The organism is Marinomonas aquiplantarum (assembly GCF_003314975.1).
Taxonomy (GTDB): Bacteria; Pseudomonadota; Gammaproteobacteria; order Pseudomonadales; family Marinomonadaceae; genus Marinomonas; species Marinomonas aquiplantarum.
Window position 1 is genome coordinate 80,363 of record NZ_QNRF01000008.1, and the last position, 14,651, is coordinate 95,013.

General features: G+C 44.1%; 17 protein-coding genes. 12 read left to right on the forward strand and 5 right to left on the reverse strand.

Going from position 1 to position 14,651, the window contains the following annotated elements; all coding sequences use genetic code 11:
- The first annotated feature begins 162 nt into the window (after positions 1 to 162).
- Positions 163 to 303 carry a hypothetical protein gene (locus tag DFP76_RS18155; protein WP_181799858.1) on the forward strand — a complete coding sequence of 47 codons (141 nt, stop codon included), beginning with the start codon at positions 163 to 165 and terminating at the stop codon, positions 301 to 303.
- A 27-nt stretch (positions 304 to 330) separates the two neighbouring features.
- Here the strand turns inward: DFP76_RS18155 and olsF are convergent, their stop codons facing one another.
- The 5 genes from olsF to DFP76_RS14325 all read right to left on the reverse strand — a co-directional run bounded on the left by olsF (position 331) and on the right by DFP76_RS14325 (position 4,176).
- Positions 331 to 2,040 (reverse strand): bifunctional ornithine lipid synthase OlsF, encoded by a 1,710-nt coding sequence (gene olsF, locus DFP76_RS14305; RefSeq protein ID WP_113875298.1) that lies wholly within the window; start codon positions 2,038 to 2,040, stop codon positions 331 to 333.
- A 174-nt stretch (positions 2,041 to 2,214) separates the two neighbouring features.
- A complete protein-coding gene (locus tag DFP76_RS14310) occupies positions 2,215 to 2,424 on the reverse strand; it encodes a hypothetical protein (RefSeq protein ID WP_113875299.1) in 210 nt (69 codons plus the stop codon).
- Between the two features lie 111 nt (positions 2,425 to 2,535).
- Entirely contained in the window at positions 2,536 to 2,718 is a 183-nt protein-coding gene (locus tag DFP76_RS14315; RefSeq protein WP_063333675.1) for a hypothetical protein, read from the reverse strand.
- A gap of 183 nt (positions 2,719 to 2,901) precedes the next feature.
- Complete coding sequence (locus tag DFP76_RS14320) at positions 2,902 to 3,594, reverse strand: ChrR family anti-sigma-E factor (protein WP_113875300.1); 693 nt, start codon at positions 3,592 to 3,594, stop codon at positions 2,902 to 2,904.
- Positions 3,595 to 3,600: 6 nt separating this feature from the next.
- Positions 3,601 to 4,176: a sigma-70 family RNA polymerase sigma factor gene (locus DFP76_RS14325; RefSeq protein WP_113875301.1), complete on the reverse strand. Its 576-nt coding sequence runs from the start codon at positions 4,174 to 4,176 to the stop codon at positions 3,601 to 3,603.
- Between the two features lie 224 nt (positions 4,177 to 4,400).
- Here DFP76_RS14325 and DFP76_RS14330 point away from each other — a divergent pair, with 224 nt between their 5' ends.
- The 11 genes from DFP76_RS14330 to urtA all read left to right on the forward strand — a co-directional run bounded on the left by DFP76_RS14330 (position 4,401) and on the right by urtA (position 14,585).
- A complete protein-coding gene (locus DFP76_RS14330; protein WP_063333678.1) occupies positions 4,401 to 4,844 on the forward strand; it encodes a nuclear transport factor 2 family protein in 444 nt (147 codons plus the stop codon).
- A 16-nt stretch (positions 4,845 to 4,860) separates the two neighbouring features.
- A complete protein-coding gene (locus DFP76_RS14335) occupies positions 4,861 to 5,634 on the forward strand; it encodes an SDR family NAD(P)-dependent oxidoreductase (protein WP_220151003.1) in 774 nt (257 codons plus the stop codon).
- Between the two features lie 61 nt (positions 5,635 to 5,695).
- Entirely contained in the window at positions 5,696 to 6,946 is a 1,251-nt protein-coding gene (locus DFP76_RS14340; RefSeq protein ID WP_113875303.1) for an NAD(P)/FAD-dependent oxidoreductase, read from the forward strand.
- A 31-nt stretch (positions 6,947 to 6,977) separates the two neighbouring features.
- Positions 6,978 to 7,769: a DUF1365 domain-containing protein gene (locus DFP76_RS14345; protein ID WP_113875304.1), complete on the forward strand. Its 792-nt coding sequence runs from the start codon at positions 6,978 to 6,980 to the stop codon at positions 7,767 to 7,769.
- A gap of 21 nt (positions 7,770 to 7,790) precedes the next feature.
- Positions 7,791 to 9,062, forward strand: a complete 1,272-nt coding sequence (locus tag DFP76_RS14350; RefSeq protein WP_113875305.1) for an SAM-dependent methyltransferase — start codon at positions 7,791 to 7,793, stop codon at positions 9,060 to 9,062.
- A gap of 4 nt (positions 9,063 to 9,066) precedes the next feature.
- A complete protein-coding gene (locus DFP76_RS14355) occupies positions 9,067 to 9,588 on the forward strand; it encodes a DUF2878 domain-containing protein (RefSeq protein ID WP_113875306.1) in 522 nt (173 codons plus the stop codon).
- 1 nt (position 9,589) lies between these two features.
- Positions 9,590 to 10,303, forward strand: coding sequence for a hypothetical protein (locus DFP76_RS14360; protein ID WP_113875307.1), 714 nt, complete (start codon positions 9,590 to 9,592; stop codon positions 10,301 to 10,303).
- Between the two features lie 15 nt (positions 10,304 to 10,318).
- Positions 10,319 to 10,858 carry a DUF3833 domain-containing protein gene (locus DFP76_RS14365; protein WP_113875308.1) on the forward strand — a complete coding sequence of 180 codons (540 nt, stop codon included), beginning with the start codon at positions 10,319 to 10,321 and terminating at the stop codon, positions 10,856 to 10,858.
- 217 nt (positions 10,859 to 11,075) lie between these two features.
- Complete coding sequence (locus DFP76_RS14370) at positions 11,076 to 12,047, forward strand: sensor domain-containing diguanylate cyclase (protein ID WP_113875309.1); 972 nt, start codon at positions 11,076 to 11,078, stop codon at positions 12,045 to 12,047.
- Between the two features lie 156 nt (positions 12,048 to 12,203).
- Positions 12,204 to 13,046 carry a DUF6279 family lipoprotein gene (locus tag DFP76_RS14375; RefSeq protein ID WP_147084220.1) on the forward strand — a complete coding sequence of 281 codons (843 nt, stop codon included), beginning with the start codon at positions 12,204 to 12,206 and terminating at the stop codon, positions 13,044 to 13,046.
- Positions 13,047 to 13,301: 255 nt separating this feature from the next.
- On the forward strand, positions 13,302 to 14,585 hold the full coding sequence (gene urtA / locus DFP76_RS14380) for an urea ABC transporter substrate-binding protein (protein ID WP_113875311.1): 1,284 nt from the start codon (positions 13,302 to 13,304) through the stop codon (positions 14,583 to 14,585).
- Positions 14,586 to 14,651: the final 66 nt, after the last annotated feature.

Consider the following 14,651-nt stretch of genomic DNA (forward strand, 5'->3'; position numbering starts at 1 on the left):
CAACAGAAGGCGTTTTAAGCTCGCTTTTCGGCAAATCGTTGCAAAAATGCCCTGTTGTAGGGCTTCACTCACCTTTACTATTATAGGACGTAAATTCACATTTACGCGGGAATATCTGAACTACACTCAAGTGGCACTCACAAAAAATAGAAGAGGTGTTTTATGGATATTCAAATGGTTGTCCTCATCGTATTAAGTCTATTGCTGGTGGCCAAAATCATCTATCTCGTGGCGACGAGAAAAACAGATGAAGAGCAAGATCACCCTACTCATCATCGCCATCACCACGATCACCATCAATAGTAACGTGTCACATTAAAATGTGTCTTGTTAGCCTCGGTAGCGTTTATTTTTCGCTTCTTTGACTGTGTTTAAATCGACCAAAACCAAACCGTCCACACAGTAACCAAAATCGGCATCCACACCAAAGTCTAAGAAGCGAACGCCACCAGGTTCACACAACTCACTGTACTGCTTGAATAAGGTTGGCACGCTGGCACCAAAGTGACCGAGTTGCTCCTTCAATACTTTAAAATCTTCCTCGTAGTTATCGCCAGCAAACATATTTTGAATAATGTCTTTGTGTTCTGGGTTCACCTGATAAGGGGTGAACGAACGTGCCAAATGCTCTTTATCGGCAAAATACAGTTGGTAAAACGACACAATAAAATCTTTGGCGGCTTGTGGATAACTGTTGCTTAAGCTGACAGGGCCAAACATATAGCGAATCTCTGGATGACGATTTAAATAGGCACCGATGCCGTACCATAAATAATCTAAGCTGCGTTTGCCCCAGTATTTTGGCTGTACAAAGCTACGCCCCAGCTCGATGCCTTGCTCAAAATACGGTTCCATATCACAGGAGTAGCGGAATAATTCGGCACTGTAAATACGATTAGGTGACTCTTCCTTCATGTAGCGAGCCACTTCACCAATGCGGTATGCGCCAACGATTTCCAATTCTTCTTCGTCCCACAGAATCAGGTGACGATAATATTGGTCAAACTTGTCCAAGTCGGAGCGCTCTCCCGTGCCTTCGCCTACTTTACGAAACGCGACTTCCCGTAAACGGCCAATTTCTTTCATGGTGACCGACGCGGCATCGTAGTCGAACAAGTAAATTTGCTTGTTGTCTTTAGTGCTGCCAAGGTGCTCAGACTGTTTTAATTCGTGTTTAATCAACTGACGATTTTGCGGATGATCAACCGTTTTTTCTGTTTTTAATAATGGCTTCTTGCCTTTGGCAATGCGGTACAGATGGCGTTTGACCAGCTTATTCTTTTCTTTGTCGCTTAATGGTAATTGCGCCAATTCTTGGATAGGAATGGCTTGACCCACTTGCATTGGAATCTTGCGGTTACGCTGGCGAAACATTTCATTGGCAAGTTGAATGGTAGATAACGGCCGATACACCAAGGAGCTGGTGTAAAACAGCATGGAGTTGCGGCCACCAATGTGCACTGGCAGTAATGGACTGTTGGTTTTTTGCGCCAATTTAAGGTAGTTCTGATTCCATTTCTGGTCTTTTACGCCACTGGGTGACATACGAGAGACTTCGCCAGCCGGAAAAATAATAATGGCTTCTTCATTATGTAGGCAGTTCATGATGGCTTTGAGTTGCTGGCGGCCGGTTTTGCCACCTAGATTGTCGACTGGCAAGACTAAGTCTTTTAAGCCGTCGAAGCCCATTAACATATCATTGGCGACGATTTTAACATCAGGGCGAATTTCACCCACTAAACGTAGTAATGCCAAACCGTCGAGAGCGCCAAGGGGATGATTGGCGATTATCATAACGCGACCTACCGCAGGAATATTACGACGATCCATCTGGCTGACTTGATAGCCAAAGTTGAAATGATCCAAGACGCGATCTATGAATTCAAAACCAGCACAACTGTCGTTTTGCTCAAGAAACTCGTTCACTTCATTTTCATGAAACAAGCGTTTTAATAGGCTTAGCGTTGGGCGAGTGATGAGTGGACTTTTGTCGAAAAACTGAGGTGATTTACTGGCAATCATTTGCTCGACTTGTATCACAATGGCGCTCCGTTCTGAATAAACTTTTGATGATTTATTGTTCAGATTAGAGTGTCGGTGTGACAAAGAAGTGACGTTAATGTGGCGAAAACATGACCAATTTGTAACAGAAAAAAGTCATGCTTTTTGGTGTCTTGAGTTTTATGACAGTATTTATGAGATTAACAGGAAGGGTTATTGAGGCGAATTGTCTTCGTCGGCGTCGTCTTCTTCAAAGCGATAAAAGAAATTCCACACGCAGTAGATGGTCAGTAACGCGGCAAAACCGGCCCACATGGGTTCATCGTAGAGCCATTCAATGCTGGCCCAGACTGCACAAGTTAATGTCGCGACGACACGACGCCAAAATGGCTTGAAAAATTGACGATCAGTTTCACTTAGCATAATCAATCCAACCAAATAGAAATGGGCAGGCTCACACAAATTTCGTTGAAGAGTACATGACTTATCAATAGATAATGTTGTTGTGTCGTAATGTGCGTGAGCCTGAAGGTGTTATTGCGCTTTTGTTTTGCTGTTGCCCAAAGAAATATGGCGCGATCCAGTTAATTGAGATTGGCCACTCACACCAGAATCGATTTTGTTAATTTGGCCACCTTTCGCGAGAAATTCTTGCATTTGTTTTTCGATGGATTCCGAGGTTTCCGTTGCGGCTGGCTGTTTCTTTTTTGTTGCCATGACTGGTAGTCCTTGTTGTTTAATTGAGCAACCACTATATCAGAGTTTCACATTTTTTTCTTGTTGTGGGTGAAAAACATCCGTATGTGGGTGGTGGCTAAAAGAAGCAACAAATCAAAGCAACAAACAGAAGCAATCCTTCGCGTTCTGTTTGAAACGTGCTTTTAGGCGTGTGTAGAGGGGTTACAAACTGGTATGAGGGTGGTATCGACGCAATATTGGGTTCAACAAGCGGGTAAACCAACCAGTAAACTCAATTGGCGCATCCAGCACCGTTAGACAAATGCACTCGGCGTCTTTGGTGACGATAGGCTTGTGCTTGTGTCGAGCATCGCGGCTAATGAAATCCCCTTGTCGGTAAATGCCTGTTTCGTCGGAGAAGGCACCTTCCAATACCAGAGTAATTTCATCACCAGTATGAGTGTGAGTTGGCATGTGAGCGCCTGCTTTTACTCGCGTTAAGGCAATCTGAGCGCCGCCTTCTTCATTATGAAGGGTGGCAATTTTAAACGAAGGCGATAAATGCATCCAAGTCAGGTCGTCGTAGCCTTTGGTAATAAATTGACGCAGGCTTTTTGGAATCTGGTAACCATTGTCTTCGATACGTTCAACGGTTTTCGTCGTTAGACTCGTGTCAGCAGAAGTATCCTGCTGTTCTAGTCTGGCAAAAAATTGATCTTTCAAATGTCTTAATTCTTGAGGCGGCATGCGGTTTTGTTCAAACAGCTGAGCCCCCAACATTTCTAATTTTTTCACTTGTTGCTGACACTCAGGGCAGTGCTCTAAGTGGGTGGAAACACACAAAGAGTGTGACAGAGGCAAAGCGCCTGCCGCATAGTCCGTTAATGTTTCTATTGATGGATGGTAGTGGGTCATCAAATACTACCTCTTTACGTAAATGGTCAGTTTCTGGAGTGCCAAGCGGACTCTAGATTTTATGGTTCCAAGCGGTAGGGATAACTCTTCCGCTGCTTCTTTATGAGTTTTACCTTCCAAATACACTTTGGACAAAACTTGTCGCTGGTCAACAGGCAGTTTTTTGAGGCTTTGTTGGATCATTTGTTGATCTCGCTTTTGCTGCGCATCCTGAAACGGATCTGAGTTTTCATCAATAATGTTTTGCCATAGGTATTCTGGGTCAATATCAGACTGATAGCGGCTGTTCTTACGTAGGTAATCTATCCGAGCATTTCGCGCAATGGTAAATACCCAAGTATTAAGTGAAGCCGCTTCCGGTTTATATGTGTGCGCTTTATTCCAAATACGGATCATCACTTCTTGGGCGATGTCATCGGCCATCAAATTCGCGCCTGGCTGAGCGGCCAAACAAAAACTGCGAATCTTTGGCGCATAATGATCAAACAAACGTGCTAAAGCGACTTGATCCCGTTGCTCAGCAATGGCAAACATGTCTTGCACTCTTTGTTTGTCTGGTTCTATTTTGGTTGCGCTTTCCATTTATTACTCCGCTTCAGGAGAAAGGCCGACGAGGCCTGATCTGAATATTGTTCAATACTTGTATCACTCAATATAAGCTTTACGTCGTGATATCTTTTTCGGATCACTGTTTATTTTGAAAATGTCTAAAATAAAAAAGTGATCCAATTTGCGATTTACGACGTTTAAAACTTTGATGGACAAAATAATGTCCTTAACGGTAACAACAAAGACAAGTGATGTGTATGACGGACTCTCAATCGCCACCTAATCTTCAATTAATCGATCGATTTAAAGATTTTTATCGTGATGTGAAGCATCCCAAGTTAGGAAGTATAGATCAGGTTTATGCTGATGATGTGCTTTTTAAAGACCCAGTGCACGAGCTCAGAGGAGCTGAAGCACTGCATACTTACTTGTCTGAAATGAGTGTCAATGTACAAAGTGGGCGCTTTGAGTATCTCGATCAGATCGTTTCTGACGACATGGCTTACATTAAATGGAACATGCATTTTAAGCACCCACGTTTGGGTAAAGACACCATCACAGTTCGAGGCATGAGTCAGGTGCAGTTCCATGATCGCATCTACTTTCATGAAGATGTATATGATTTAGGCCAACTTATTTATGAGCATGTTCCATTATTAGGTAGCGTGGTAAAAGGCCTAAAAAAGCGCCTAGCCGTATAGGATGAAGGAGACAGCAGTGGAACCGCTTAATGATGAAAGTCAAAAGATTGTGTGGATTACAGGAGCCAGCTCAGGCATCGGTCTTGCTCTTGTGAAGCTGTACTTAAAGGCGGGTTGGCAAGTGATTGCCAGTGCTCGCACGCAAGGTGAATTAGCCAATTTAGTTGAACATGAAAGTCATCTTTCTTTTGTTGAGTTTGATATTGTCGACAAAGAAAAGATTGCACCTGTTCGGGATGCGCTTAGTCAACTAGCGCCACATCTGGACTGTGCAATACTTAATGCAGGAACTTGTGAATACCTTGATTTAGACGGTGATAAGACCGACTGGCAAATGATGGAACGGGTTATGTCGGTGAATTACTTTGGGTTGGTGAACAGTGTTGATGTTTGCTTGCCATTACTAAAGCACGCTTCGCAACCACATTTGGTCGGCGTTAGTTCTCAAGCGGTACAAGCGGCATTTCCTCGAGCTGAAGCCTATGGTGCAAGTAAAGCCGCTATTCGTTATTTTCTATCCTCACTGCGAATGGATTTAAAAGCCGATGGTATTGATGTTAGCTGTATTTTACCTGGTTTTGTGGACACACCATTAACGCGGAAAAATACCTTTGATATGCCTTTTCTTATGTCTTCCGATGAAGCGGCTAAACGAACCTACCAAGCCTTACAACATCGCCCTTATGAGTTTGCCTTTCCTAAGCGTCTATCGGCCTTACTTTGGTTGGGTCGCCACTTACCAAAATGGTGGTTAGGAAAGCTTGCCCCAAACAAAAATGACAATTTGTAACGACAAAAAACACAGTTGCAGAATATCTTTATTAAGACATCCCAGTTTAAGGAGACGATGAGTGAAAATCGCCATTATTGGTTCAGGGATTTCCGGGCTAACCAGTGCTTATTTATTACAGAAACAACATGATGTGACGTTATATGAGTCAGCTGAGCGCATTGGTGGTCACACAGCTACCGTTGAGGTACAAGAAGCGGGAAAAATTCGTGCTATCGACACAGGTTTTATTGTTTTTAATGATTGGACTTACCCAAATTTCATTCGTCTGATGGATGAAATCGGTGTGGTTTCTAAGCCAACGGAAATGAGTTTTAGTGTCAGCTGTCAGCGCACGGGACTGGAATACGGTGGTAATAATCTCAATACCCTGTTTGCTCAACGTCGTAACTTATTGAATTTGCCTTATTTAGGCATGTTGAAAGACATTCTACGTTTTAATAAAGAAGCCATCCAAGACCTTGAAAACGGACAACTAAAAGCCGACATCACCCTTAGCGAATACCTGCAAGATCGTGGCTATGGAAAGCGTTTTGCAGAGCATTACTTGATACCTATGGGCAGTGCCATTTGGTCTTCTACTTTGGATGAAATGATGGACTTCCCGTTGGTCTTCTTCGTACGGTTCTTTAAGAATCATGGACTTTTGAGTGTCAATGACAGGCCTCAATGGCGCGTTATCGAAGGTGGTTCTTCTGCTTATTTGCAACCTTTGGTAGATAGCTTTAAAGACAAGATTGTATTGAATGCTGATGTCAAAAAGGTGCAGCGTTCAGACGATGGCGTGGTTTTGGAGTTCGCCGATGGGCATAGTGACATCTTCGATGAGGTTGTATTTGCCTGTCACAGCGACCAAGCGTTGGCTTTGTTGGCCGATCCAAGTAAAGACGAGCAAGACATTCTAAAGGCCATTCCATATCGTAATAACGATGTGGTATTGCACACAGATACACATTTATTGCCGAAAGCTAAGCTGGCTTGGTCAAGTTGGAATTATCACTTGAGTGATACTCGTGATGAACCTGCGACTCTCAGCTACAACATGAATATCCTTCAGCACCTCGACAGTGACACAACCTATGTCGTAACACTGAATCAGACAGACATGATTGATCAGAGCAAGATTCTTGGTCGCTTTCAATATGCCCATCCAACTTTCACCTTAGAAGGGATTGAAGCTCAGTCTCGCTGGTCGGAAATTAATGGTGTGAATCGTACTTGGTTCTGCGGCGCATATTGGCGAAATGGCTTCCATGAAGACGGTTGTTGGAGTGGCGTACGAGTCGCAGAAGGTTTGGGGGTATCATGGTAACCTCAATCCTTCTGACGGTAAGGTTCATGATATGAATACTGACTCGTCCGTGAATCATCAAGCTCTGCACAGTGGCATTTACTATGGCACGGTACGTCATCGTCGCTTTACCCCGCGCCGCCATGCTTTTCAGTACCGCGTTTTCATGATGTATTTTGACCTAGATGAATTGGATCAGGTCTTTGCAATGAGTCCTTGGTGGTCGATGAAAAAATGGTCATTGGCACGCTTTGTCCGCCAAGACTATTTTGGTGGGCCAACACTGCCCATCAAACAAGCCGTTCAAGGCGAAGTCTTCAAACAGCTCGGGTTAAGTCTAAACGGTCCTGTTCGGATGCTAACCAATTGTCGCTATTTCGGTTTTATTATTAATCCCATAACAATTTACTACTGCTTTGACCATGAAGAGCAGCTGCAAGCCATGTTACTAGAAGTGACTAACACGCCTTGGGGAGAAAAAATCGCCTATGTTTTGAAATGTGATCCAAAACATCAGGTTCAACGTATCCAATTCGACAAAGCCATGCATGTGTCGCCTTTTCATCCGATGAATCATTTTTATGACTGGCGAAGTAGTCAGCCAAGTCAGCAGTTAAGTGTCCACATGCAGAATAAAGTATTGCCGTCGCAAGAGTTGGTATTTGATGCGACCTTGGCGCTGGTAAGACAGCCAATGAGCGCATCTAATTTACGCAAAGTATTGTTTTCTTATCCTTTCATGACCGCAAAAGTGGCATGGGGGATTTATTGGCAAGCCCTGAGATTGTGGCTAAAGAAAGTGCCATTTTACAGTCATCCAAAAACGTTCACTAAAGCAAAATAATGATTGAGAGGTTCCATTAGTATGAGTTTGGTCAGTGCAGAAAATCAGAAACAAACTAATAAATCCTCACCATCTCGCCTCGATAATATGTCCAGAAAAATGGTGTTTGCCATGCTTAATCGTCTTGCGATTGGCCATTTGACACTAGAGGAAGAGGGTATTGTGTTTTCTTTCGGGGAAGAGCGTCATTCCGCCAAACACATTGCGCACATTCGAGTTGAGAACCGTCACGTCTACCGAGATGTTTTCTTTAATAGCAGTATTGGTGCAGGTGAAGCCTACATGAAGGGGCATTGGAGTTCGCCGGATTTGGTGGGGGTGATTCGCCTGATGGTCGCCAACCTAAACTTGATTAACAAAATGGATCAGAAGAGACCATTTTGGTCGCGGATTGGTACGAAAATACTGCACAAGATGAATGCCAATACCAAGAAAGGTTCTCGTGAAAACATCTCTGCTCACTATGATTTAGGCAACGATTTCTTCTCTCTCTTTCTAGACCCAACCATGATGTATTCTGCGGCCTTCTATCCTGAGAAAAAAGCCTCACTGGAAGAAGCAGCTGTGTTTAAACTGGATCGCATTTGCCAAAAACTGCAACTCAAAGAAAGCGATCATTTGCTGGAAATTGGAACCGGTTGGGGCGGCATGGCGATTCACGCCGCAAAACATTATGGCTGCCAAGTCACTACGACTACTATTTCCAAAGAGCAATATGACTTCGCTCAAGCACGAGTCAAAGCGGAAGGCTTAGAGGATAAAGTGACTTTGTTATTGGACGATTATCGAGATTTGCAAGGTCAGTATGACAAGCTGGTATCGATTGAAATGATCGAAGCCGTGGGCCATGAGTATTACGACAGTTATTTCTCTAAGTGCAGTGAACTATTGAAACCTGAAGGTTTAATGGTAATACAAGCTATCACCATCGCCGATCAACGTTACGATTATGCACGACGCTCGGTAGACTTCATTCAACGCTACATCTTTCCTGGTGGCTGCTTACCATCTAATCAAGTCATCGCAGAAAAGATTTCGACCAAAACAGACATGCAAATCGTCGGTTTGGAAGACATCACAGAACATTATGCAAAAACCTTAGCAGACTGGCGGACACGTTTTCATGAGGCACGCCAAGACGTTGTTAAACAAGGTTTTGATGATGTTTTTTGCCGCATGTGGGATTTCTATCTAGCCTACTGTGAAGGTGGGTTCAAAGAGCGCGCGATCAGCACAGGTCAGTTTGTATTTGCCAAACCTGAGCACAGCTTAACTCTGCCTTCAGGAGTGTAATATTGTGGCAAAGAAGGCCATCATTAACGCGGTATTGTTTCAAACAATATGGTTTGTATGCCTTCTTATGGGGTCGTTTTGGGCGCTGCTGGCGACGGTTTGTTACCTTGTATGTCATCACCTATTTATCATGAAAAATCGTCGTGAATGGCGGTTGATCAGTGTCTTTCTGTTGTTAGGAGTGGTTGTGGATGGCAGTTTATTCCGCCTGTCTGTTTTTACTTCTGCCACAGAGTCTTGGACGACATTCGGGGTGCCACCAGTCTGGCTGTTGTGTCTGTGGGTCAGTGTTGCGACTTTATTCGCTCATAGTCTGTCTTTTTTAATAAAGCGATATGCTCTAGCGGCGGGCTTTGGTTTGATTGGTCCGACCATGAGTTATTTCGCTGGCGCGAAAATGGCTGGCATCACCTTGGCCTCACCACTCATTTATAGCTTGTTACTTGTCGCTGTCTTGTGGGCGATGATCTTGCCGTTTGGGGTTTGGCTGACCGATAAGTGGCAACTGACTGATAGGAAGGATTAATATGCAGTCGATGTATTCTCTTCGTTTTGTATTCACCAGTCTTCTGTTGTTTAGTAGTAGCTGGTCATTAGCCAATGCACCCAGTTCCGCTGTAGGGCAAGCCTTTAGTTTGGAGACGGGGGATTTGGTTTACACGGAAAAACACATCAAATTTGATAACGCACAACATCAGGTGATCTATTCTGAGCCAGACGGTACAGTGTTTGCTCGTAAACAAATCGACTTTTCAAACTCTCTAATACGCCCCAGTTTCCAGCAGGAGAATGATCGCAATGGCGAAGCAATTGCTGTAAAGCAGGCAGGGGAACGTTTTTTGGTGAAATACCGCCAACAGAATGGCAGCGAGACAAAAGAAGAGACGGTTGCTGACAAACCTAATATGGTCATAGATGCCGGTTTTGATGCCTTTGTTCGTCAATATTGGCAACCTTTGCTGTCTGGTAAAGCGATGGACATTGAGTATTTAGTGCCCAGTAAGCGCACGACTTTTTCATTCCGTTTTCAACTGGCGGATTGTCTAGCGGAGACGCCATCAAGTGCGGTTTGCTTTACTTTGTCGCCAGTGTCTTGGCTGGTCAAAATGGCGGTTGATCCCATCGTGGTGGCGTATGACACAAGCTCACAAAGATTGCTGCGCTTTACTGGAAGAGCCAATATCAGCAATGCTGCAGGGAAATACCAAAGTGTCGATATTCGCTACCAATACAATGATTGAATTTAGAGGATTTGAATGATGTTTGTCTCATATAAAAAATGGCTCTTAGTGTTATTGAGCGTATTTACATTGTCGGCTTGCTCCACCACGGATGTTTCTACCTACGCCAACAATACGCCGAAATTTGATCTGCAATCCTTCTTCTCTGGCGAATTGCGCGCTCACGGCATTTTGAAAAATCGCAGTGGCGAAGTCATTCGTTATTTCAACGCCACCTTAGATGGCAGCTGGGAGAACGGTGTGGGGACTTTAGCGGAAGTGTTTGTGTTTAATGATGGCGAAATACAAAATCGTACTTGGACTCTAACACCAAACGCAGATGGCCAATACATAGCCACCGCCAATGATGTCGTCGGTTCAGGCGAGGTTAAAATAGCAGGCAACGCCTTATTCATGAAATACGTACTGCAAGTGCCTTACGATGGGGACATTATCGAGGTCACAGTTGATGATCGCATGTACATGGTCAAAGACGGTGTGGTGATCAACGAATCCGTGATGACCAAGTTCGGTTTTGAAGTGGGTTACTTGTCTATTGTGATTGAGAAGGTGTAACTCGATCTTGCCTTTACTGATGCCAACCGTCTGACATACGTTGGCGAAGTCAATCGATCAAAAAACTCTTCACTTGGCTTAGAGTTTAAGCACTTGAGCCTATCGGTAAATGAAGTGTAAAACTTTGTTAGCCAGCATTGAATCTGAGGTGTCAGGTGCTAGGTTTAAAGCAGTATTAAGGAGAACGTCATTTAAGTGGAAACCCATAAGGGGCAAGATGCAAACTCCAGACATTCCTATCGACGAAGAGCTTAGACTTAGCAACTTGAGAAGTTTGGGTATTTTGGACACCGATGCTGAAGAACGTTTTGATCGTGTGACGCGATTGGCACAGCGTATGTTTGATGTGCCAATCGCATTAGTCAGCCTAGTCGATGAGAGCCGTCAATGGTTCAAGTCCTGCCTTGGTCTGGAAGTGAGAGAAACGCCTCGGGACATTTCTTTTTGTGGTCATGCGATCTTGGGATCGGAACCTTTCATTGTTCCTGATGCTTCTTTAGATCAACGCTTTGCTGATAACCCCTTGGTGACGGGGCCGCCTAATGTTCGATTTTATGCAGGCGTACCATTGGCTTATGGTGACGGTACAAAAATGGGCACACTTTGCATCATTGATCAGCGGCCACATTACTTGTCTGAGCAGGACCTGGAAGCCTTGGTTGATCTGGCTAAAATGGCAGAGTACGAACTCTTAGCGACCCACATTGCCTCTGTAGATGAACTCACTCAATTATTCAATCGTCGTGGCTTTATTCGACAAACTCAACATCAACTCACCATCCCTTACTTAGTGAAAGAGACGTTTTCTTTGGTCTATATGGATCTCAATCTGTTTAAACCGATTAATGATCGATTTGGCCATGATGAGGGAGATCGAGCCTTACAACAATTTGCAGCCTTGATGCGAGAAAACTTTCGTTCTTCTGATGTTCTATCACGATTAGGAGGTGATGAGTTTGTGGTCTTTATGCCTGGCATAAACCTAGAGACTGCCAAGCAAGTTCTTGCACGTTTTAAATGTGCTGTTGAGCACTATAATCAAACGTCATCTCATGAATACGATTTGTTATACACGGCGGGATTCGCTGTGACAGATTCCGCAGAGAGAAAATCAATCGATACCCTTTTGAAGGAAGCGGATCAATCAATGTACGCTGCAAAACAAAACCCATCTGCCGAATCAAAGTGAAGTGGATAGCGATGATATGGCTTCGTGATAAACCAGTTTTATATTGATACAAGCTATCAATCGACATACTAACTAAAAGAAAGCTTGACTAAAAAGGCTGAACCGCCCCAATATAAAATGGATTTATATCAACTGGTCTAAAAGGGCGGAGTCCCAATGAAAAAGACAAAAATCTCGCTAGTACTCGTGTTTAGTATATTGCTGAGTGCCTGCTCATCATCCTTTATGTACAACAACCTTGATTGGCTGTTGTATTGGTATGTGGATGACTATGTCGAATTGACCTCAGAGCAAAAGTCCCTTTTGGATGAGCGTATCGATCAATGGCATGCTTGGCATCGTTCTGTAGAACTGAAAATCTATCAAACCCAACTTAATATCCTAAGATCGCAACTCCAGAAAGGCCCCCTTGACCAGAAACAATGGCTGAATGTGTTTGACGAAGTGCAGCAGAATGTTCAGCGTTTACGCGATAAGATTTCCCCTGAGCTGGCCGAACTGGCGCCGCAATTGTCGCCTTCACAGGTAGACGGCCTTTTATCGGCATGGCAGAAAAAGCGAGAAGAAAGACAATCCAGAGTGATGGCAGAAAGCAAAGAAGAGCGTTTAGCGGATCGACAACAGGATTTGACTGAACAGATAGAAGACAGCATTGGAAAACTGACACCAGAGCAAATTCAAATCGTACAGCGTTATGTACCGCAATTCATGTCAACCTTTGAGTTGAGAATGGCGTACCAAGCGCGACTGCAAACTATGGTTAAAGAACGCTTTGCTGACCGAAAAACCCTCGATTTTTCTCAGCAACTGAGCATTATCATGACCAACCCAGAGCAATATAAAACGCCACAGCACAAGGCGGCTTCTGCACACAATAAAATGTTATATGCACAAATGCTGGCCGAGTTAAACCGCTCATTGACTGAAAAACAGCAACAATCACTTGATGATGAACTCCAAGATTGGCTGCAATTTTTGGCTGGCTTGATTCGAGCTTAATGCTTTGCCTATTTTGTGACTCTTCATCCTCTTTTCTTACCTTAAGCTGTATTCATCGAAAACAATTATGTAAGTTCAGCTCATGTTTGGAAGCGCCTACGTCATTTAACGTACCCTCATAGGGTAATTAGCGCATACCTTCTATTGTGATTTTTTTGAATACTGAACAGGCTGCTCACTAGGTCATAACCATACGATAAAGCGCCTAAGTGATCAGTTTGAACGCATCAAAAATCACAATAGGACGACTCAATCATGAAAATTAAGACGCTTGCTTCTGCGATTGCGCTGACCAGTGCGACGCTTATTGCTTTCCCTTCTCTGGCCGCCGACACCATTAAAGTCGGAGTATTGCATTCCCTATCTGGCACCATGGCCATTTCAGAAACGACCTTAAAAGACACGGTTCTGATGATGGTCGAAGAGCAGAATAAAAAAGGGGGGCTGCTGGGCAAAAAACTGGAAGCTGTGGTGGTTGACCCTGCTTCAAACTGGCCGTTGTTTGCGGAAAAAGCCCGTGAATTATTAACGGAAGAAGAAGTGGATGTCATTTTCGGTTGCTGGACGTCCGTATCTCGTAAGTCAGTCTTGCCAGTTATTGAAGAACTCAACGGTTTGATGTTCTACCCAGTGCAATACGAAGGCGAAGAATCGTCTAAAAATGTTTTCTACACAGGCGCTGCGCCAAATCAACAAGCTATTCCTGCAGTGAACTATTTGAAAGACGAGCTGGAAGTAGAGCGTTGGGTATTAGCGGGCACAGACTATGTTTATCCGCGTACTACCAACAAGATTCTCGAAGCTTATCTGAAAGACATGGGTGTCGCGGAAGAAGACATCATGATCAATTACACGCCATTTGGTCACTCTGATTGGCAGTCTATCGTTTCCGACATTAAGAAGTTTGGTAGCGCAGGCAAGAAAACCGCTGTGGTATCGACCATTAATGGTGACGCTAACGTGCCTTTCTACAAAGAATTGGGTAACCAAGGTATCTCTTCTGAGGACATTCCAGTGGTGGCCTTCTCCGTAGGTGAGGAAGAATTGTCTGGTCTAGATACCGCGCCTCTAGTGGGTCATTTGGCCGCTTGGAACTACTTCCAAAGTGTTGAAACAGACGAAAACGAAGAATTTATCACTCAATGGCAAGCCTTCACAGGTAACCCGGATCGTGTCACCAATGACCCAATGGAAGCCACTTTTATCGGTTTTAACATGTGGGCCAATGCGGTGACCGAAGCCGGTACAACCGACGTCGACGCGGTTGAGCAAGCCATGATAGGTCAGGAAACGCCTAACTTAACGGGTGGTACTGCAGTGATGAATAAGAACCATCACTTGAGTAAACCTGTGTTAATTGGCGAGATCCAAGACGACGGCCAGTTTGAAACTGTTTGGGAAACCGATGGTGTGGTTCCGGGCGATGCTTGGTCTGACTTCTTGCCAGGTTCGAAAGATCTGATTGCCGATTGGACCGACCCACTGAAATGCGGTAACTACAACACTGAGACCAAAATGTGTTCTGGACAGAATTACTAATTTGACCACCCCCAGAGTTGAAACTTGGTTTCCAGCTTAGGCTGGAAACCTTTTTTACCGCTTATG

Bases quoted from the DNA above. Each gene is read 5' to 3' on its own strand.
- DFP76_RS18155 (WP_181799858.1), top strand. From the start codon at position 163: ATGGATATTCAAATGGTTGTCCTCATCGTATTAAGTCTATTGCTGGTG.
- DFP76_RS14310 (WP_113875299.1), bottom strand. From the start codon at position 2,424: ATGCTAAGTGAAACTGATCGTCAATTTTTCAAGCCATTTTGGCGTCGT.
- DFP76_RS14315 (WP_063333675.1), bottom strand. From the start codon at position 2,718: ATGGCAACAAAAAAGAAACAGCCAGCCGCAACGGAAACCTCGGAATCC.
- DFP76_RS14320 (WP_113875300.1), bottom strand. From the start codon at position 3,594: ATGACCCACTACCATCCATCAATAGAAACATTAACGGACTATGCGGCA.
- DFP76_RS14325 (WP_113875301.1), bottom strand. From the start codon at position 4,176: ATGGAAAGCGCAACCAAAATAGAACCAGACAAACAAAGAGTGCAAGAC.
- DFP76_RS14330 (WP_063333678.1), top strand. From the start codon at position 4,401: ATGACGGACTCTCAATCGCCACCTAATCTTCAATTAATCGATCGATTT.
- DFP76_RS14345 (WP_113875304.1), top strand. From the start codon at position 6,978: ATGAATACTGACTCGTCCGTGAATCATCAAGCTCTGCACAGTGGCATT.
- DFP76_RS14350 (WP_113875305.1), top strand. From the start codon at position 7,791: ATGAGTTTGGTCAGTGCAGAAAATCAGAAACAAACTAATAAATCCTCA.
- DFP76_RS14360 (WP_113875307.1), top strand. From the start codon at position 9,590: ATGCAGTCGATGTATTCTCTTCGTTTTGTATTCACCAGTCTTCTGTTG.
- DFP76_RS14365 (WP_113875308.1), top strand. From the start codon at position 10,319: ATGATGTTTGTCTCATATAAAAAATGGCTCTTAGTGTTATTGAGCGTA.
- DFP76_RS14370 (WP_113875309.1), top strand. From the start codon at position 11,076: ATGCAAACTCCAGACATTCCTATCGACGAAGAGCTTAGACTTAGCAAC.
- DFP76_RS14375 (WP_147084220.1), top strand. From the start codon at position 12,204: ATGAAAAAGACAAAAATCTCGCTAGTACTCGTGTTTAGTATATTGCTG.
- urtA (WP_113875311.1), top strand. From the start codon at position 13,302: ATGAAAATTAAGACGCTTGCTTCTGCGATTGCGCTGACCAGTGCGACG.